This is a genomic window from Aquidulcibacter sp. (assembly GCF_044346625.1).
Taxonomy (GTDB): Bacteria; Pseudomonadota; Alphaproteobacteria; order Caulobacterales; family Aquidulcibacteraceae; genus Aquidulcibacter.
In genome coordinates, this window is record NZ_JBIIYV010000061.1 from 1 (window position 1) to 17,481 (window position 17,481).

16 protein-coding genes are annotated in these 17,481 nt (G+C 56.5%); 3 read left to right on the top strand and 13 right to left on the bottom strand.

The window, feature by feature from the left end; all coding sequences use genetic code 11:
* Positions 1-760: 760 nt before the first annotated feature.
* From ACIQ20_RS13000 to ACIQ20_RS13040, 9 genes are all read right to left on the bottom strand, one after another.
* Entirely contained in the window at positions 761-1,636 is an 876-nt protein-coding gene (locus ACIQ20_RS13000) for a dimethylarginine dimethylaminohydrolase family protein (RefSeq protein WP_395780944.1), read from the bottom strand.
* A gap of 26 nt (positions 1,637-1,662) precedes the next feature.
* Complete coding sequence (locus tag ACIQ20_RS13005; protein ID WP_395780946.1) at positions 1,663-3,033, bottom strand: flavin monoamine oxidase family protein; 1,371 nt, start codon at positions 3,031-3,033, stop codon at positions 1,663-1,665.
* Entirely contained in the window at positions 3,030-3,872 is an 843-nt protein-coding gene (locus ACIQ20_RS13010; RefSeq protein ID WP_395780948.1) for an alpha/beta hydrolase, read from the bottom strand. The genes ACIQ20_RS13005 and ACIQ20_RS13010 overlap by 4 nt, the downstream gene beginning before the upstream one ends.
* A gap of 251 nt (positions 3,873-4,123) precedes the next feature.
* Positions 4,124-4,969 carry a phytanoyl-CoA dioxygenase family protein gene (locus tag ACIQ20_RS13015; protein ID WP_395780950.1) on the bottom strand — a complete coding sequence of 282 codons (846 nt, stop codon included), beginning with the start codon at positions 4,967-4,969 and terminating at the stop codon, positions 4,124-4,126.
* A 44-nt stretch (positions 4,970-5,013) separates the two neighbouring features.
* On the bottom strand, positions 5,014-6,450 hold the full coding sequence (locus tag ACIQ20_RS13020; RefSeq protein WP_395780952.1) for an MFS transporter: 1,437 nt from the start codon (positions 6,448-6,450) through the stop codon (positions 5,014-5,016).
* Between the two features lie 6 nt (positions 6,451-6,456).
* Positions 6,457-7,371 carry a TonB-dependent receptor domain-containing protein gene (locus ACIQ20_RS13025; protein WP_395780954.1) on the bottom strand — a complete coding sequence of 305 codons (915 nt, stop codon included), beginning with the start codon at positions 7,369-7,371 and terminating at the stop codon, positions 6,457-6,459.
* Positions 7,365-8,990, bottom strand: a complete 1,626-nt coding sequence (locus ACIQ20_RS13030; RefSeq protein WP_395780956.1) for a TonB-dependent receptor — start codon at positions 8,988-8,990, stop codon at positions 7,365-7,367. Before ACIQ20_RS13030 ends, ACIQ20_RS13025 begins: the two co-directional genes overlap by 7 nt.
* 43 nt (positions 8,991-9,033) lie before the next feature.
* Positions 9,034-10,779 (bottom strand): C45 family autoproteolytic acyltransferase/hydolase, encoded by a 1,746-nt coding sequence (locus tag ACIQ20_RS13035; RefSeq protein ID WP_395780958.1) that lies wholly within the window; start codon positions 10,777-10,779, stop codon positions 9,034-9,036.
* A complete protein-coding gene (locus ACIQ20_RS13040) occupies positions 10,757-11,944 on the bottom strand; it encodes a saccharopine dehydrogenase family protein (protein WP_395780960.1) in 1,188 nt (395 codons plus the stop codon). The genes ACIQ20_RS13035 and ACIQ20_RS13040 overlap by 23 nt, the downstream gene beginning before the upstream one ends.
* 144 nt (positions 11,945-12,088) lie before the next feature.
* On the opposite strand from ACIQ20_RS13040, the gene ACIQ20_RS13045 reads away from it, so the two are divergent.
* Positions 12,089-12,682 carry a TetR/AcrR family transcriptional regulator gene (locus ACIQ20_RS13045; protein WP_395780970.1) on the top strand — a complete coding sequence of 198 codons (594 nt, stop codon included), beginning with the start codon at positions 12,089-12,091 and terminating at the stop codon, positions 12,680-12,682.
* Positions 12,683-12,688: 6 nt separating this feature from the next.
* On the opposite strand, the gene ACIQ20_RS13050 is transcribed toward ACIQ20_RS13045, so the two are convergent.
* Entirely contained in the window at positions 12,689-13,009 is a 321-nt protein-coding gene (locus ACIQ20_RS13050) for an SCP2 sterol-binding domain-containing protein (protein WP_395780962.1), read from the bottom strand.
* 161 nt (positions 13,010-13,170) lie between these two features.
* Between ACIQ20_RS13050 and ACIQ20_RS13055 the strand changes: the two genes are divergently transcribed.
* On the top strand, positions 13,171-14,637 hold the full coding sequence (locus tag ACIQ20_RS13055) for a flavin-containing monooxygenase (protein ID WP_395780964.1): 1,467 nt from the start codon (positions 13,171-13,173) through the stop codon (positions 14,635-14,637).
* Between the two features lie 119 nt (positions 14,638-14,756).
* On the opposite strand, the gene ACIQ20_RS13060 is transcribed toward ACIQ20_RS13055, so the two are convergent.
* The 3 genes from ACIQ20_RS13060 to ACIQ20_RS13070 all read right to left on the bottom strand — a co-directional run bounded on the left by ACIQ20_RS13060 (position 14,757) and on the right by ACIQ20_RS13070 (position 16,514).
* Complete coding sequence (locus ACIQ20_RS13060; RefSeq protein WP_395780972.1) at positions 14,757-15,191, bottom strand: IS5 family transposase; 435 nt, start codon at positions 15,189-15,191, stop codon at positions 14,757-14,759.
* Positions 15,125-15,478, bottom strand: coding sequence for a transposase (locus ACIQ20_RS13065; protein ID WP_395780974.1), 354 nt, complete (start codon positions 15,476-15,478; stop codon positions 15,125-15,127). Before ACIQ20_RS13065 ends, ACIQ20_RS13060 begins: the two co-directional genes overlap by 67 nt.
* A gap of 199 nt (positions 15,479-15,677) precedes the next feature.
* Positions 15,678-16,514, bottom strand: a complete 837-nt coding sequence (locus ACIQ20_RS13070; RefSeq protein WP_395780966.1) for a sterol desaturase family protein — start codon at positions 16,512-16,514, stop codon at positions 15,678-15,680.
* A 131-nt stretch (positions 16,515-16,645) separates the two neighbouring features.
* Between ACIQ20_RS13070 and ACIQ20_RS13075 the strand changes: the two genes are divergently transcribed.
* Positions 16,646-17,242: a TetR/AcrR family transcriptional regulator gene (locus ACIQ20_RS13075; protein WP_395780968.1), complete on the top strand. Its 597-nt coding sequence runs from the start codon at positions 16,646-16,648 to the stop codon at positions 17,240-17,242.
* Positions 17,243-17,481 lie beyond the last annotated feature (239 nt).

Here is a 17,481-nt window from a genome sequence, read left to right on the forward strand (position 1 = left end):
AAGGCCTTGGACTCCATAGCGGACATAGCACTCCCGAAGAGTGGATGCACCAGATGCTTTTCAAGAATCTACAACTTCCTGGCAGGATTTTAAGCGGCCGAGTCACAAAATATCGCTGCTCAGTTACTCCCTGATCGTGTTATGAGACAGCACCGTCCTCCGCTCAATCTCACGTGTCGAAATCACTTGCCGAAATAACCAACGGCGTATCACTTTCAATAAATCCATGTTGAGCACCCCTGTTCCCCTAACTCTCAGCCAAGGGGCCTTTCAAGCATGGGTTGATTCTCAATGAAAATTTGTGCCCATACCGGGTCACTTCTCATCGACAATCAACACTTAAGGCCACAGGGCCCCTATCGAGCCCTCTGGAAAATCTCTGTTTCGCAGAGGCTCGGTGCCAAGCAGGATTGCAGGATCAGCCGGTCGCCTGTAACGCGCAAATTGGCGCTATAGTTGCCTTCGCCGTCATACGACCGCCCGCTCCATCCTGTGTTGGTTCGCGTCAAATCACGAAGAACAGCAAAGCCCGTGGCGTTTTGTTCACTCCGCCTTGGGCGATGTTGGATTACGATCCCACACATTAAGGCCCTGTTGTCGGCACAAGGAGCGATGCGTACGACGCTATCCTTGGTTGCCCAATCGCCGACTATGTTAGGTATCTGCCCCTGCGCGATGACAGGTCCACAAAGCAGCGAATGTGCAAGGACGCTCATCGTAATCCTTAGTTTGCAGAGCTTCATAGCGATCGTTCACCTATTTAGCCGCGAAGGATTGGAAACGTGGTGCAACGGAATGATCCCGGGAGCGCTGTAACCGCTGAATAATCCACCAGAATGGGCTCTATTCCGCGGCGGGCGACTTCATCGGCAAGCCGACCTCCAGGGGCTAGCATCACGACCTTTCCAGGCGCAATCGCCAACGTGTTGATCGCAAGTGCACGTGCTTCAGCTGCGGTAGCGTCGATCAAATGGTAGCGCTTGGCAAGCCAAGCCACATCGTCGTCTTCAAAGACCTCGCGGTGGATGAGCGCAGCGCCAGGCCCGACGATATTAAACAATGTGTCGGTATGGATCACACCGCGACGTCGAAACGTCAACCTTCGGACTGGCACGGTTACGCCACGCTCGATCAAAACCCTTTCGACTTCGTCGATGCCGGCACCGGTGGTTTCTTCGCCCAAACCGATGATCACGTGCTCTTGGTCCACAAGCACGTCGCCGCCCTCGATCGATCCGTTTGCAATCGGATGCCACTGGCCAAAGCGTTCTCGCAGCGGTTCCAGCGCAGCAAGTTCAAGTTGCCGATAGGGCCGACGCGGCAGCGCGCGGAAAAGCACCCCATGGATCGTGAAGCCGACATCGCGGGTGTAGTGCTGGGCGACCCCTGAGCCAAGCGAAGGCGCGAGGATCACCTCACCACCGTGCTGCTCAATCACATTTATCAACGCGCGCTGTTGCGCCCGAACCAGATTCACTTCGTACGGGCGATGATCATTGTGGGCATACTGATGAAGAGAAACTTCGTCGCTGAGGTCTTCCGCCACCGACGCAGCGTCAATGTCGTAAGCGTTGGCAAAGCACATAATGACCTTTAGCAGGCTGCCATACTCGGTTACGCAGTTTGGATGTATCATACGAAAACTCCCGTTCTAGATATTCGTCATTTATCAAGCATGTGATTGACTTCTTCGGCAGCGCGCTCGCCTGCGGCTATGGCACCCTCAACGTAGCCACACCACTCTAGCGAAGACTCTGTGCCTGCCCAGTGCACAAGACCGATAGGCTCGCGTAGTGCGGGTGCGCATTCATTGAGAAGGCCCGGTGGCGCAAATCCGCCGTAGCACCCGCGAGACCAGCGCGTTTGCACCCAATCCTGTTCGGTGACGGCGATCGGCAACATCGCTTCTGACCCAAATGCCGCTACCAGTGTACGTACGGCCTCTTCCTGTCGTTCCATGCTCCCGCAGGATGTCCATTTGCGCGCGTGGACAGCATCGAAAAAGCCGACAATCAAACCGTGCGACTGGTCTGGTGGTGAAACGTCAAAACAGGGACCAAACGGTGCCTCATCGCTCATCAAGAATCCACTCAAGCCTCGCTCGCGCCAAAACGGTCGCTCATAGGCAAGCCAAACCTTAATCACACTTCCCATCGCCATCCGACGTGTGAGCAAGTCTCGGCGATGGGGCAAATCGGGTGACCAAGTGATCTGGGCAGCTAAGGTTGGCGGAACCGCTACAATACAGCGGCGGGCGTTGATCGCCCCGCCCTCAAAGCTGACACGCACATTATCTGCGTGTTGCGCGATGGCGCGGACTTCACAATTGAGCTTTACGCGATCGCCCAGATCGTCTGCGAGCATCGCTGGCAGCTGCGCCAATCCGCCCTCGACTGCGAAGTTTTGCGCGCCCCCGGGCCCCGCCGATAGCAACGTCTGGGCACCGTCCCCGGACGCAAGGTAAAATGCAAAGAACCGCACCGATACGTCCTCAGGCTCTGCGCAAAGCAATGATCGAACTTGGAACGTAATTGCGGCGCGCGCCGACTGAGACCGCGCGAATCGGTCGAGCCATGCGGCCATCGTCCAACCGTCGAGGCCGCGGAGCGCAGCGCCCTCCTGCAGTTCCCGCAGCGAGCCACTCGCCCCAATGGCCTGAAGCCGGCGCATCAGGCCGAGGTATTCGAGGCCGCCGAAGAGGCCCAGAACCCCGCCTACCCCTTCGCCCTCGCTTGATGCGCTGCGCCCCGCAAGACGCACAATGTTTCGCCCCGTCAGGTGGGTTGCATAGGTGCGGAGCTTCCGTGCCGCCACCGCCGCCACAACCCGCTTTTGCGTCGGCCCAATCCACATGCCGCCGAGGTCAATGTGGTGGCCTGCAAGCGCGCCAAGCTTGAGCCGACCGCCGACGCGATCGCGCGCTTCAAGCACGCGAACTGTGACGCCGTGGGCTGCGAGCCGTGCTGCCGCTGTCAGACCCGACATGCCCGCGCCGATGACTACGACATCGACGATCTGCGCAGCATCGCTCATGGTGACACACTAAAATTCGCGGGGGCGCAGCGCCGAACCATCGCGGCGATCCCTGACGCGATGGTCTCACAGGCGCTTTCGATGCGCCGACTTACGCCCGACATGCTCGTGAAGCCGTGGCACAGGTCGTGAAACAAGAGCCAGTCCACAGCGGCCCCATGCTGGGAGAGTTTGTCCCGGAACCACACCGCCTGATCAACCAACACGTCATGGCCGGCAGCGACAAGCAAAGTCTGGACTCGCGACGCGTCCGCAGCATAAAGCCCGGGCGAGACGCGGTGGTCAAGGAGATCTGTCCCCGCTGGCAAGTACTGAGCCATGAACCACTGCGCGGTGTTTGAGCTCATCGGGAAAGCGTCGGCGAACAGTTCCTGGGACGGGAAAGGGCGGGTTAAGTCTAGCACGGGGTACACCAATGCCTGAAAATCCGGCGCGACGTCGCCCGCCTTCACGGCTTCAACCGTGCAAGCGGCGGCAAAGCAGCCACCGATAGAATCTCCAGCCACCCCTACAAGGGGCCAATCAGAACGGCGCTCGTATCGCGCCCAGCGATAAACGGCGAGGTAGTCTTCGTACCCAGATGGAAATGGATGCTCCGGCGCCAGACGATAGTCGACCGATAAGATCACAGCGCCCGTCCGTAGCGCCAAAAGACGGCAGAACCAATCGCTGGTTCCAAGATCCCCCACAACCCCGCCGCCAAAATGCGCGTAGACAACGGCGACGCCGGCGTTGCGCGCCTCAGCCCGCTCATAAGCGCGCACCGTTATCGTTCGGCCAATTCCGGCCGAAACCGAAATCTGGCGGGTTAGCACCCCCTCCAGGGCCCTACCTGACATGACGGTCGCCATCTCGCTGGTTGCGCGCCGCATCGCAAGCAGACTTGGCGGGCTCTCTGGTTCCGCGCGCTGCAAAGACTTCTCAATGAATCGCAAACGTGGTTCCAGAACATGTCCGGCCACAAGTTTCGGTCCATTGTTGAGCGCATGAACCGCCCAGTTTGGCAGGCTGCTCAAAAAAGCCAGGAACGCCCGTTGCGAGGCCGCTGATAGCATCGCCCCGTCGTCGTCGCTCTGGCGCGGGCGCTTCCTCATACGCCGCGACACAAGTTGGCCGCGAGCGCGGCTTCGGGCGGCAGAACACCCGCGCGTTCCTTCACCGCGCTGGGATGACTGAAGTACCCAAGCGTTGTCGCTCCATAGGTATAGCCAAGTAGCGCCTGCAATTCTGGCTCAAGCGACGCGGCCACCTCGGGCGGACATGACAGATATTGGTTTTCTTCCTGCCTTAGCCAATCGAGACAATAATCGATGTTGACGCCGATGCGCTCGCTTTCGGTCTGATTTGCGCCACCGCCGTGAACGACCGATCCGCTAAAAAAAAGGACCGAACCTGCCGGCATCTCGGCAGCGACCACCGCCTCCGGATTTACTGGTTGCGCTTGCGAACTTGCGTTGCTGCCCGGCGCCACGAGCGTGGCGCCATTGGCACGGGTGAAGTCGGTCAATGCCCACATTGTGTTGAACTGGGGCTCCACAGTTAGGGGCAAATGCTGGCCCCAGGCCCAGCGGTCACGATGCAGGGGCTGCGCCGTCTGGCCCGGCAGTATGCGGATCACCTGAGTCACGTGCAGCTGCACGCGTTCGCAAAACCGACCAAGGAACGCCCGGGCTGCTGTGAGCGCCAGGGGGTTTAGAATCAACTCGCGCGCAGCCGGGGATCGCGCCGCTAGGGCGCCTGTCCGCGTTGTCTTCTGGCCGGAGAAGCTGTCTTGCCCGAGCGCCGTGCCCGCCATGAAGGGGTCCAGGTCTTGATGAAGCCTGTCGCGCTGCTCTTGGCTAATGACGTCTTCAATGATGATAGCGCCGTCGCTATCAAGCGCTTGGACAACATCTTCAGCCGTTACGGCGTGACTGTTAAAACGACGAATCTCCATACTCTCCTCCGTTGCTAAACCCTCAGCACCGCCCGCCAAGTCTTTCATGGCCGCCCTTGCAGAACGCCCAAATTGCGCTCCTCCGAAGTATGCGCATCGCGAGCCGCAGAGCGGCCAATCCGTCTCTCCAGCGCAGCGCGCACAACGCGTTGGCGACGCTCCGTGATCGGATAGACGAGGATAAAGGGGACTGCGATTACCGCGAAGACGGCAGGCAGCAAAACGTTGGCTACGATCAGAGCCATTTGCGGCCCAGGCTCGGCGGCAGTTGTCGTGCTGAAACCCATGGCTTCCATGAGCGGCAAGGCGATGCCAACGCCTGCCGCTTCTGAAAGCTTTTTGCCGATCCCCCAGATCGCGATGAAGATAGCGCTGCGCTGTACGCCCGACTTGAGCCAATCGAGATCGATAACATCTGCGGCCATTGATGCGCCTAGGATGAGGGGGCCAGCATAGGCGAACCCCGACCCAAGTTGGACCAATAGGAACCCCACGACGTCGCCTTTTGGCACGAGCAGGATCGCAAGCGAGGCGACCAGGCTCAAAACTGTGCTGACAGCGACGACATGGTGCTTTGCGAATCTGCGCGCGACCCAAATCCAGAAGAAGGAGCCGACCACCGCGGCCACAAAAAATGCGAAGATCATGAGGTCCGCGGCGTCACCCAAGCCCGCGCGATGCCTGTAGTAGTGCACAACTGTCGTCTGGTTCATTCCCGATGAGAGGCCGGCGAAAAACGTTGCGGCAAGCAACAGCAAGAACGGTTTGTTCGCCCATAGATCCCGCAAGAGCCCTCCAGTCCAAGGCAAATCATCTGTCTTCTTTGCTTGGACGGGAACAAACCTAAACAGCAAAAATGCAAATATGGGAAGAAGAATGATGGTGGCCCACCCCAAGGCGGCGACATCAGCAGCGATGGCCGCTGTTTCTATGGCGTCCCTGTCCCCCGTCGCGAGGATGGATTGCGGTCGAACGAGCAGCGGAAAAGTCACCGCAACCAATAGTCCGATCACAGAGAACAACTCGCGTGCCCCGGCTATCCGCGAGCGTTCGTGATAATCGGGGGAAAGCTCAGCCCCCCATGCACCATAAGGCACGGTAATCAGCGCCCAACCCAGATAAAGCACTGAGAGCCATAGAAAGAGGCTTAACCCATCTGCGTTCGGCCCGGGCATGAAGACTTGCCAGACGCCAATCGACATGATCGGAATGCCCGCTGCAATCCAAGGGATGCGTCTTCCAAACGGACTTTTGGTAGCATCACTCAGTCGTCCGACTAGCGGATCGACAATTATGTCCAGCAAGCGTGTTGCCATGATCGCAAGGCCCACTGCCGCGAACCCCAAACCGACATGATCGGTGTAAAGCGGTGCCACATAGATTGCGACAGGCAGGCCTGCCGCAGCAAGCGGGATTGTGATCCCGCCATAAGCGGCCAGTCGCCAGTTGGAAAGTGGCTTGATTGGGGTGGTATTGCTCATCGGCGTCTAAAACCGCGCGCCGAGGACAAGGTTCACACGACGACTGGGAACCAGAAAGAGGTTCGTCGCCAGTCCTGAGGTCGCATCGGTAACATACATGCCTGTGACAGCATCTTCATCAGAAAGGTTTGAGCCTTCAAGACGCAAGAACCATCCCCGGTCCGCGGCCTCGATCTGAGCATGAGCGTTCAGGACGCCCCAGGACTCGATGCGATCAATCGGATCGCGGTTGTAAATCCGTCCCCAGAAGTCCGATCGCCAAGCATAGTCCGCGCGCGCTTGGAAGCGGAGGGTGGCCGTGAGATCAGTCTCGTACTGAACGCCGAACCGCAAGGTCCAGTCAGGAGAGTTCGAAAGCTCATTGCCTTTGAGCGACACCGGAACGCCGGAGGGCAGGCCTAAGATGGCGCAATTGCCGAAAGGTCGACCGCGCAAAACAGTTGCGAGTTGGGTTAAAGTCGCAACGCAATTTGCGCCGGTGTCAGTGTCCTTGACCGCGATGAGCCCCGCCTGCCCGCCGGTGGGGTCGCGCGGATCGATGCTGCTGGCTTCTCCGATTTCGGTTGAAAGATGTGACGCTGTTAGGTCGAGCGACCAGTTTTGCCCAAGGCGGGCTGCGATCTCGAGCTCAGCCCCCCAAATGGACGCATCAATGTTTTCGTTCACCGAGGTGCGGTTCACGATCTTAGAAACCTGAAAACCTTCATAGTCATAATAGAAGGCCGCCGCATTCGCGGTCACGGAGCGGAAAAGTCTACTTTTTAGGCCAATCTCATAAGCGTTGACATACTCCGGCGCGAACGTCGGCGGGGATTGCACCGCACCTTGCGGATTAAACCCGCCTCCCTTGTAGCCACGCGCATAGCTCGCATAGACCAAGGCGTCATCAGCAAACCCGACCTCAGGGCGCCAATCTAACACAAGTTGGCCGCGAGCGCGTCTTTCCGCAGACTGTTCGTATCAAATGGCTGGGGCAGACTGAACAAAAGACTGCGGTTCTTCTGCTGCTTCTCATCGCGCGTGAGACGCAAACCGCCGGTCAGCCGCAGTGAATCTGAGACATCAAAATAGCCCTCACCAAAAACAGCATAGGACTGCAAGTCCGCCACTGGCGTTTCGAGTCTGAAAAAGGGTGGTGCCGCTCCAAGCAGAAGGCCGACAGCATCAAGGGAGGAGGCAATCTGATAAAAGTCCTCTTTCCGATCATAGTCGAGCGCAAAAGCGCCAACGAGGAAGTTCATCGGCCCTTTAAATGACGAGGCCAGCCGCACTTCTTGAAGCCACTGCCGCCCCTTGCCGCTTGCTGTTTCATAAGACCACGGTCGGTCAAAACTGCCTATCGTGCGCCCTGCAAGAGAGCCTAGGTTCTCAGGATCGGGTGCACTGGTGGGTACAACGCCGCCAGGGAAGATAGGGCGGAAGCGTCCCACCGCCACGGCGAAATCGGTATCGTTAACATAAGAACCGTCTTGGGTAGAGAAGGCCGTGATGCTGTTGAAGGTCAAGGCACCAAATCTGCGCTCGATTTCAAGGGTGGCGACCAATTCCTTGGCACGTGTCTGCGGATCGAAATCGAGGGCCACTTTGCGCAGGTCTGTCGGGTTAATCGATCCAACAAATGGATCGAAGCCAGGCGCTATGAGCCGCACACTCGTGGCAACGAGCCCGGCGAGCGTGGCCATGTAGTTTGGCAGTTGCGCGTCGAGCCCCGTTGGAAGACAGCCCAGGCTCCCAATCGGATCGCGACGACAGAGCCGCTTCTCCGCTTGCATGCCATCGCCGCTTGCGCGCAGGTAGGTCGCGCTGAAGTCGACCTTGGTGTCGCTGTCTGGCAGCCATCGCACTGACAGTCGGCCAGACACCACATCATTCCCATTGATGCGTGTTCCTGTGGTGATGTTGCGCACATCGCCATCGTAGTTTTCGGCAACCCCAGCAATTCTTACGAATAGCCGGTCGTTGATCGGGATGTTCAGCATTGCTTCAGCACCGCGCGTATCGAAGCTCCCCACGCTGACTTCAAAGGTGCCTTCAAACACATCGATGGGTCGATGCGTGCGCAGATTGACAGCGCCGCCCGTGGCGTTACGGCCAAACAGCGTACCTTGCGGCCCTCGCAGCACTTCAACGCCCTCGACATCATAATAGAGGCCCGCATTGCCGCCGCCTTGCAGGAACGCACCGTTGTAATGTAGCGCAACGCCTGTATCCGCGCCGTCTCCCAGAACGCTGGCTCCAATGCCGCGGATCGTGTAGTTCACGCCACCAAAATTGGTGGCGGTGTAGGAAAAGTTCGGCACGACATACTGCAGGTCGGCTGCGTTATCGACCTGCAGCGCCTCTAGACTGTCGTTATTGAAGGCCGTAACCGCAAGTGGCACGTCCTGAAGGGGCTGTGCGCGCCGCTGCGCCGTGACGATAATCTGTTCGGGGGCCTTCTCAGCTTGTGTAGACTGAGCCAAAGCTGGCTGAGAAGTAAGAAAGCTCGCAACGACTACCACAACTTTTGGTAATGTATTCACATAGTCTCTGGCCATCATAACACCCTCCCTTGAACGCATTTTGTTGTCGGCCGCCTCGCGTTCATTCGGCGCCGCTAGTTAAGTCGAACGGGACGTCAAGTTTTTGTGCTTGGGCAACGTTAAACGGCTGGTGCGCAGCTTTCGCAGCCGCGTGAGCAAGGCGCTGGTTGATCCAGGACAGCGCATCACGTGGCACCTCTGCTGCGAGCGTTTCAATTTCTTGATACTGTTTGAGGGCTGCTGCGCGATCGCCTGAAAGGTCGTAAGCGTAGCCAAGCAAGAGCAAGCGCTCTGCCTCCTCGTTGCGCCCCTGCGCTAGGGTTGAAACCCGGATTAGCTCGCTGATCGCCTGCGCGCTCTGCTGACGCCGCAGATACAGCCGAGCAGCGATTCGCGCGTAGGTCGGTTCCTCCGGATCAAGGCTGGCGGCGGCCTTGACTTGCGCGAGTGCGCTATCTTCCTGGCCCAAGCGGAAACAGGCCCGGCCGAAAAGATAGGTGCGAAATGCCGACAAGCCTCCAACACTAGCCGGCATACTGGTATCAATTGTGTCGACAATCTGGGGGTCGCCACCTTTGAAGGCATCACCAAGGGAAAAGCCGATGAAGCGGCCAACGCTTGTAGGACTGGTCGCCTCGCCAACCCAAAACTCGGCTCGCCCTGTATCCGCGATAGCTGACGTTACGGTGGTTGCGTGTGCCACACTGTGTGCGGCGTGCCGTGTCGCCCCGCTGGCCGGGTCCCAGCAATCGGCGAGCATCGCTGCGATGTGGCGAGCCTCAGCGGGTTCCGCTTGGTTTCTGCCAAGATCGTTGATCCGCTGCAAGCGGGACATCGGATTGCGATGCGCGCCCCACGAGCGCAATAAGTCGCGCTCAGGGCCTTCGGAGAGCAGATTGCTCATTCCCAGCCAGTCATCTTGGGCCGGTCTTATGTCAACACCAGTCCCGTCGCACTCGGCCACAAAGGCCGCTCCGGAGCGGTCGGTGACAACAAATGCGAACGAGCCAAGACAAGCCCGCCGCTTCAGGATTTCGAGTGCCTCCTTTGCACTTCCAGCGCCACTAGCGACCTCACGCTCCAAGGAGGTGAAGCCCGGCCCAGACCGCCGCGTGCGACTTGAGAACAGAAAATGCCCGCCAATGGTGACGCCGGAGTCATTGATCGATAAGTTACCCTTAAGCATACCCGCACTGGTGGCACACGCGAACGCCTTGCCTTCGTCCGGCAGAGCTATATGGACGAGTGGAAAGCGATCCCAAAGCCCACCGCCATCATAGTCCTGATTCTTGCCGTGGAGGCTGCCGCCGGCTTTAGTACGCGCGCCAGTAAGGACTGCCGCGGTGCAGGCTCCATTCGCCACCGCCTCCCCTTTCCCGGCTCCAAAGGATGCGAGGACCTGTAACGCTTCAGATAAGAAGCTCGCGCGGAACAGGGTCTCGTAAGCGAGACCCGAGCCTTCCGCCATGCCACGCAGCTCTTCCACGAGGCTTCGCGATACGTCCGCTTCGATTGACTGGAAGACCTGCTCAGTCAACTTGTGTAAAGCCTCCCGAGCAGCAACATGAGCATCGCGCATCTGCGGTAGATCGAACGCGCGTAGCGCAAGCAGGGGGGCAACGCCTTGATTGATTTCTTGGCGCAGCAGAACACCATGCTGGCGGCCCCGTTCAAACGCGGACCCCCGCGTCTTCAGAACATAGAGCCGCCCAGCTCGCCACAGGCTTCCGCCATGCGCATGAGCGACGAATGTGAGCGCCGGGTCAGCAGGGTGGGTGCCGGGTTCACGCATCGAGTTGGGCGACATCAATTGCCACCAACGCCTCGCCGCTCGAGAAGTGACCTGCGCAACGCGGCGCCAGAAGGTCAAAGAACGCAACTGGGTTTATCAGCTCTTCGGGAGAAAAGACGCCAACGCGCTCGCCGAATCCTTGCTGGAAAAGCGGCACTGCAAGCGACAGTGGTACGCTTGTCGCACCAGCCATTCCGCCAGGCGGCAACGATAGAACGTGCGCCGCTGCGACGGTCGGCTTGCCGCGAAGGTTCCCACGCGCCCAGCCAAAAAGTCCCGGCGCGTGCGCCGCCAACGGTTTGGGTGATTTTCCCGTCTCTGTCTTTTTGGCAAAATCCTTAGCGATTTCGTCTGCGGCCTGATGAATTGTCAGCACACCGGTATCTACAAGCCCAGCAAGGACCTGAAGTCCTAGGAAACCGTCCTCGCCGCCCACCATCACATTGGTGCAAGCCATTAGGCCTGGCAACACCCGCGGCAGCGTTACCGCTTCTGGGTGCCCGACGGACCAGACAGGAAGACGGCCATAGCCCGGATAAAAGATGTCGCTCCGGACGAGGGGCTTGACTTGCTGATAGCCGCCCTCCTTCAGGACGCGGATTGTGCCCGTCATCTGCTGGACCCAATGGACTAAAGCCGCACTAGCGCCTTGCACCTTTGGGTGCGAGCTTACCACAGCGGAGATGTCTTCCCCCGATCCATCAATGGACCAGCCCGTGATGACCTCTTCGACGCTATCGAGCATACTAGCCGCTTTCATGGCCAGCATATTCGAAACGCCGGGACTTGCACCAAGTCCTACAAGAGCTACGACGCCTTTTTCTTCTGCGCGATGTGAAAGAGCGAGCATATCGAGTGTGGGTTCCCAATCGTCGCAGATGTCGGCGTAATTTCGACCTGCCTCGATCACCTGTTCGAGCACGGGAAGTCCTAAAACATAAAAGGGACCCACACAGTTCAGGACTAGATCATGCGCAATAATCGTTTCGCGCATCAAGGCGCGGTCGTTGATGTCCAGCGCCATTCCTTTGGCTTTGGACCCAAAGCGCTGCGCGACGGCCGTTGCGGCAACGCCATCAAGATCAGTGACCGTCACGTGTTCCACGAACGGATAGGATGCAGTCTGTTCAACTGCCACCCGTCCCATCCCACCTGCGCCGCCCAATACCAAAACTTTCATGCCCTCGCTGCCTTCCTTAAGTCTGGACCTTCTCTTTCCGTTATCGATAAGATAACAACAACTGTCATGATGTCAATTGGCATAACATTAGTTGTGCTCTGCCTTGAATTGGGGTATCGCTCCACAATGACAAAACAAAACGAGATGAACGTGCTTTCAGCGGACGATCGTCGCGAAAGAGTAGCGCAGGCAACTTGGGCCGTAATCAGCCGCGAGGGCCTCGATCGGGCGTCGCTGCGCGCGATCGCGCAAGAACTGGGCAGCACAACGGGCGTCTTAACGCATTATTTCCGCGACAAAGAGGCCCTGCTTGACTTCGCGTTCGCCTCAATTGTTGAGAAGCTGCAGTTCGGCGCAGGCAGCAGCGCAACTCCGGCAGACTTAGCAAGCGTCTCTGAGCTTCTGGGTGCCTATTTGCCACTCACCGCCGATACGCGCGTCTGGTGGCGGGTATGGCTTTCCTTCACTGTGGCCGCACTTGCCCACAAGAAACGGGGCGAAAACCACGCCAAACTCTACAAAGAACTGAGTCGCTTCTGGACGGAGGTATTGTCTGATTTATCGCAGAAAGGTGCGCTCAGACCAAATCTTGATATGGCTTTGGAAGCTGAAACGCTGTTGGCCCTGATTGATGGTATCGGCATCCATGCCCTGATTACGCCAAGGTCCATGACGGCGAAGCGGCAACTTCAGATCGTTGAGTGCCACTTCGCCAAACTCGCTGCCGCTGCGGGTTGAAACGCCTCACCCTTTTTTCTGCAAGGCACCGTCGATCCGCATAGCCAGGCCCATGTCGCCTATGACCTTCAGCCGCCCAGACATAAATGCCTGCGTGCTATCAAGCTTACCATCATTCATCAGTTCGAAGTCTTCCAGACTTTGCTGTAACGTGCAGGCGGCTGGCTTATCAATATTTGTAACTTCATTTGGAATGACAGTCGCATCAATCACAACAACGCCGTCCGTACCGAAATCGAATTTCACGACCGCCCCAAGCCCGCAGTCCTCGCCAACCGCTGCCTGCATGCCTTCAGTTACCAACCTTAATCCTTCTGCACTTTCCATTTGATGTCCTCCTGACGCTCCGCGGTGCGAGCGAATTTCAACCGCTTGTGTAGATGTAAATCATAACAGTTGTCATGTCCATCTTGGTACGATAAGAGGTCGAAGCGCTCCGTAACGAGCTTCCCGTTACAGCTGCGCCGATATGGCTTGATGGAGAGATGATGATGCAAAAGTATGTGGATGTTCTGATTATCGGCGCGGGAATCTCCGGAATTGGATCGGCGGTCCATCTTCAAAACCAGTGCCCGGACAAGTCATTTGCGGTGATCGAGGCCCATGAGAGCTTCGGTGGCACATGGCTCATCCATAACTATCCAGGCATTCGCTCTGACAGCGATCTTTTCACTTTTGGCTATCGTTTCAAGCCTTGGATCGGCCCACCAATCGCGACTGGCCAGGAAATCATGCAATACCTCAAAGAAGTGATTGAGGAGCAAAACCTCGACAAACATATTCGATACCAGCGCAAGGTCACCCAGGCTTCTTACAACTCGAGTGACGCCATCTGGACAGTAACAGTCAAAAATGGGGCGACTGGGGAGACCGAAATCCTTACCACGCGCTTCCTATGGATGTGTCAAGGCTACTATCGCCATGATAAAGGCTATCGACCGAACTGGCCGGGCCTTGAAGAGTACACTGGAGAGCTCGTGCACCCGCAGGACTGGCCAAGCGATCTTGACCTAAAAGGCAAGCGCGTCATCGTCATCGGTTCAGGCGCGACAGCGGCAACGCTGGTGCCAAATATCGCCTCCAAGTGTGAACACCTTACGATGCTGCAGCGGTCGCCAACCTATTTCTATATCGACGCAAACCGCAACGAGCTTGCAGATACCCTGCGCTCGCTCGACATAGATCCGGCTTGGATTCACGAGATCGTCCGCCGGAAAATCCTTCACGACCAAAAAATCGTGACGCAGCTTGCTCTCGCCTTTCCTGAGGAAGCCAAAGCGGAGCTTCTAAAAGGCGTGCGCGATCAGGTAGGGCCAGACTACGACATTGCAACTCACTTCACGCCGCGCTACCGCCCTTGGGAGCAGCGCATAGCCTTTATTCCGAACGGGGATTTGTTCAAGGCCGTAAAGTCCGGCAAAGTCGAGATAGTCACCGATAAAATCGAGCGATTCACGCCAGAAGGAATCAGACTGGAATCGGGCCCTCTCCTAGAGGCGGAGGTCGTCATCACTGCCACCGGCTTCAATTTATGTGTACTTGGAGACATTGCCTTTACGGTTGATGGTGTGCCTCTTGATGCTTCAAGCAAAGTAACCTGGCGCGGTTTGATGGTAACAGGACTGCCGAACCTCGTCTGGACCTTCGGCTATTTCCGCGCAAGCTGGACGTTGCGTGTTGATCTGATCGGCGATTTCGTTTGTCGGCTCTTGAAGCATATGGACGCCCATGGCTGGCGCTCGGTAGACCCGGTCCTTCCAGCTGATGTCACCCTCTCTCAACTGGAACCTTGGAGTAAAGGGTCGAACTTCGCCCCCGGGTACATGAAGCGCGGCGCAGGTCTTTTGCCCAAGCGAGGCACCGCTCCTGAATGGACACACACTCAGGATTACTGGTACGAAAAAGATGAGCTTCCCAAGCTCGACTTCGATTCGTCTTCGCTTCGGTTTGAGTAACGTGCAAATTGTGTCCCGAGTTAACCGCCGAACCGCGCCTGATGTAAATAGCGGTTGCAAAGTGTAGCACTGATTGGTGATTTTGGTCGCTATGATGGCGGGGCAAAAGTGTACCGGTCCTAGGCCATGTGGACGAATTTAATCAAGCATAGGCCTGCGGCGATACTAACGATGGATCGGTAGTTGCATTCGGTTTTCTCGCAGCGCAGGGCAACGCGCTTGAAGCGTTTGAGCTTACCAAAGCCTTGTTCGATGCGGGCACGTGACTTGTAGAGCGTCTTGGCGAAGGACTTTGGTTGGTTCTTTTCGTTTGACTTGTATGGGATGATGGGGACGATCCCACGGGTTCGGGCGGCGTCGCGATTGGCCTTGCAGGAATAGCCTTTGTCACCGATGGCCGCGCGAGGCTTGATATCAGGTCCGATGTCGAGAAGCACGGCGAAATGAGGGCAATCTGAGACTTCGCCACCTGTGAAGGCAAAGCCGATCAAGTTTCCACATTTGTCTGATTTTGCGTGTATTTTGGTGTTAAATTCACCCTTGGATCGACCAATCGCTTGGCCTTTTTGCCCCCTTTTGCGCCCGCTGCCGAGACATGGGCGCGAACAATGGTGGAATCAAACATCTGGACCAAATGGGCAGAGGAACTCATCGAAGCCAATGTATCAAACATGGCCTCAAACACGCCTGATTTGCTCAAGAGATTGAAGCGCTTCCACACACTATTCCAGTGACCATATCGCTCAGGCAAAGCCCGCCAGCGCACATTCTCAACAGCGAAGAAATGAAGTGCTTCAAAAAACAAGCGGTCATCGCTATCGTTGCGCCCACGTCTTGGCAGGCAAGCCCGAAAAACCTAGATCGTATGCTCCCAATCCTTCTCGCTCATCCGTGTCGACATAGGCTCCAACCTCCAAATCAGTTGGAATCACATGAATCACATAAGATACACCGTTTGAATCCTCTAAATGCTACTTGTTGTAAATTCGTCCATACGGCCTAGTGTGATATAATTGTCTACCCGACATAGGAATCGCCCTCTAAACGACTACATCGGGTGCTTTGAACATATAGGTTAGGCGTTGCTTCCATGTCGTGAGGGTCACAAACTTTTTCACAAAGCGAATTGCTTCGGCACAATGAACCATCACAGGATTGACGCTGTCGATTTGATGCACAAGACCATAGCTGACCGGGTCGCCTTCTGGCTCATAAGTGCCAAACAGATGATCCCAAATCATAAAGATGCCGCCATAATTCTTGTCCAAATATTGCTCTTGAGTGGCGTGATGGACACGGTGGTTTGACGGCGAATTGAAGATCAAGTCGAACCAGCCCAGCTTACCAATCGTCTCGGTGTGGATCCATTGCTGGTAAGCCAACACGACGCCAAAAGCTGCGGCAACCAAGAAAGGGTTAAAGCCTAAAAGCACGATGGGTAGATAATACCAAGGCGAAATAAACCCGTCGACGAATGAAATTCGCAAAGCTGTGGTTTGGTTATAGAGCGGTGAGGAATGATGCACCGAATGGGATACTGCCCATAATAGACGAACGCGGTGCCCCAACCGGTGATCCCAATAATACATGAAGTCAGCCAGTATGATTGCCGCTAGGATTGTCCAAATGTTAATCGGCAACTGAGCGATGGCAAAGTTGGATGCGCTTGAAAACAACCATACGACAAAAGCTGTGACCATGCCCGTTGTGGCAATCACAGGGATAATCGGGCTGAGATTCGCCAAAACTTCCAACCACGTGCGTTTGCCCAGCGCTTTGGCTTTATGCAAACGCCAAAACTCAAGCGGCAACAACAAAAGTGGCAAAATGCCAGCTAGGCCCGCAAGATCGTCAATCATTTTCAATTGGGTATCCATCGTGTTCTCTTTCGCTTGTTAGCTGTTTAGGCATCTTTGTGCCCTGTTTGCATTCTGTGACTCAATACTAGACTGATTAGTCGATCTATGTCAAGGTGGTAGATGTAATTGCACCGTGATAGGAACACACCATGCGAAAAATCGACCCTGCCAAACAACAGGCTAAGCGCCAACAAATCGTGGAAGCCGCTATTGTGTGTTTCGCTAAACGCGGTTTCCACTCCACATCGACCGCACAGATTTGCGCCCAAGCGGGCATGAGTCCCGGAAACTTGTTCCACTATTTTCCAACCAAAGATTCGATCATTCATGCGATTGCAGAGTTAGATCGACATGAAACGACACTTGCGTTGGCCCAAATTGCAGATGCACCAAACGTGATTACGGGCTTGCAGGCGCTCGCCAAGCACGTGTTGCTGGCGGCGTCCGATCCATCCTACAGCGCATTGAGCATCGAGATCGCGGCAGAAGCCACGCGCAATGACGCCATTGGAAAGCTGTTTGCTGCCAACGATACGGTGGCACGCGCTGGTTTGGTCACATTGCTTGCCAAAGGCGTTGCACTTGGACAAGTCGATGCCAGCCTAGATTTATCCCAAACAGCTTCTTGGTTGATCGCTTTGCTGGAAGGCGGCGTTGGTCGCGCCGCACTTGACCTCAAGTTTGACATAACCGCCAATTACCAAACTCTCTGCATCATTATTGAGCGCTTCTTGCGTCCTGCATGAGGGCCGCCATCATCGGTTTGATAAATTCACTACCTAATCTGGATATCGAGCTTGCGTAGAAGACACTCAAGATGAACGCAACCAATGCCAGCTGCGATGCGGTCAGGTAGCTGAAAGTTTGGAAATTCATTTCATCCTAGTTGCAATGCGGATTTCCTAGCGACGACTCTCGGATCAATCTTTCTCGGAAATGGGAAGGATTTCTGCAAGCAAATGAACGGCAGCTTGTTGATTGTCGC

What these genes read in the sequence shown, in the direction of transcription:
- ACIQ20_RS13000 (WP_395780944.1), bottom strand. Translation starts at nt 1,636, where the DNA reads ATGATACATCCAAACTGCGTAACCGAGTATGGCAGCCTGCTAAAGGTC.
- ACIQ20_RS13005 (WP_395780946.1), bottom strand. Translation starts at nt 3,033, where the DNA reads ATGAGCGATGCTGCGCAGATCGTCGATGTCGTAGTCATCGGCGCGGGC.
- ACIQ20_RS13010 (WP_395780948.1), bottom strand. Translation starts at nt 3,872, where the DNA reads ATGTCAGGTAGGGCCCTGGAGGGGGTGCTAACCCGCCAGATTTCGGTT.
- ACIQ20_RS13015 (WP_395780950.1), bottom strand. Translation starts at nt 4,969, where the DNA reads ATGGAGATTCGTCGTTTTAACAGTCACGCCGTAACGGCTGAAGATGTT.
- ACIQ20_RS13020 (WP_395780952.1), bottom strand. Translation starts at nt 6,450, where the DNA reads ATGAGCAATACCACCCCAATCAAGCCACTTTCCAACTGGCGACTGGCC.
- ACIQ20_RS13030 (WP_395780956.1), bottom strand. Translation starts at nt 8,990, where the DNA reads ATGATGGCCAGAGACTATGTGAATACATTACCAAAAGTTGTGGTAGTC.
- ACIQ20_RS13035 (WP_395780958.1), bottom strand. Translation starts at nt 10,779, where the DNA reads ATGTCGCCCAACTCGATGCGTGAACCCGGCACCCACCCTGCTGACCCG.
- ACIQ20_RS13040 (WP_395780960.1), bottom strand. Translation starts at nt 11,944, where the DNA reads ATGAAAGTTTTGGTATTGGGCGGCGCAGGTGGGATGGGACGGGTGGCA.
- ACIQ20_RS13045 (WP_395780970.1), top strand. Translation starts at nt 12,089, where the DNA reads ATGAACGTGCTTTCAGCGGACGATCGTCGCGAAAGAGTAGCGCAGGCA.
- ACIQ20_RS13050 (WP_395780962.1), bottom strand. Translation starts at nt 13,009, where the DNA reads ATGGAAAGTGCAGAAGGATTAAGGTTGGTAACTGAAGGCATGCAGGCA.
- ACIQ20_RS13055 (WP_395780964.1), top strand. Translation starts at nt 13,171, where the DNA reads ATGATGCAAAAGTATGTGGATGTTCTGATTATCGGCGCGGGAATCTCC.
- ACIQ20_RS13070 (WP_395780966.1), bottom strand. Translation starts at nt 16,514, where the DNA reads ATGGATACCCAATTGAAAATGATTGACGATCTTGCGGGCCTAGCTGGC.
- ACIQ20_RS13075 (WP_395780968.1), top strand. Translation starts at nt 16,646, where the DNA reads ATGCGAAAAATCGACCCTGCCAAACAACAGGCTAAGCGCCAACAAATC.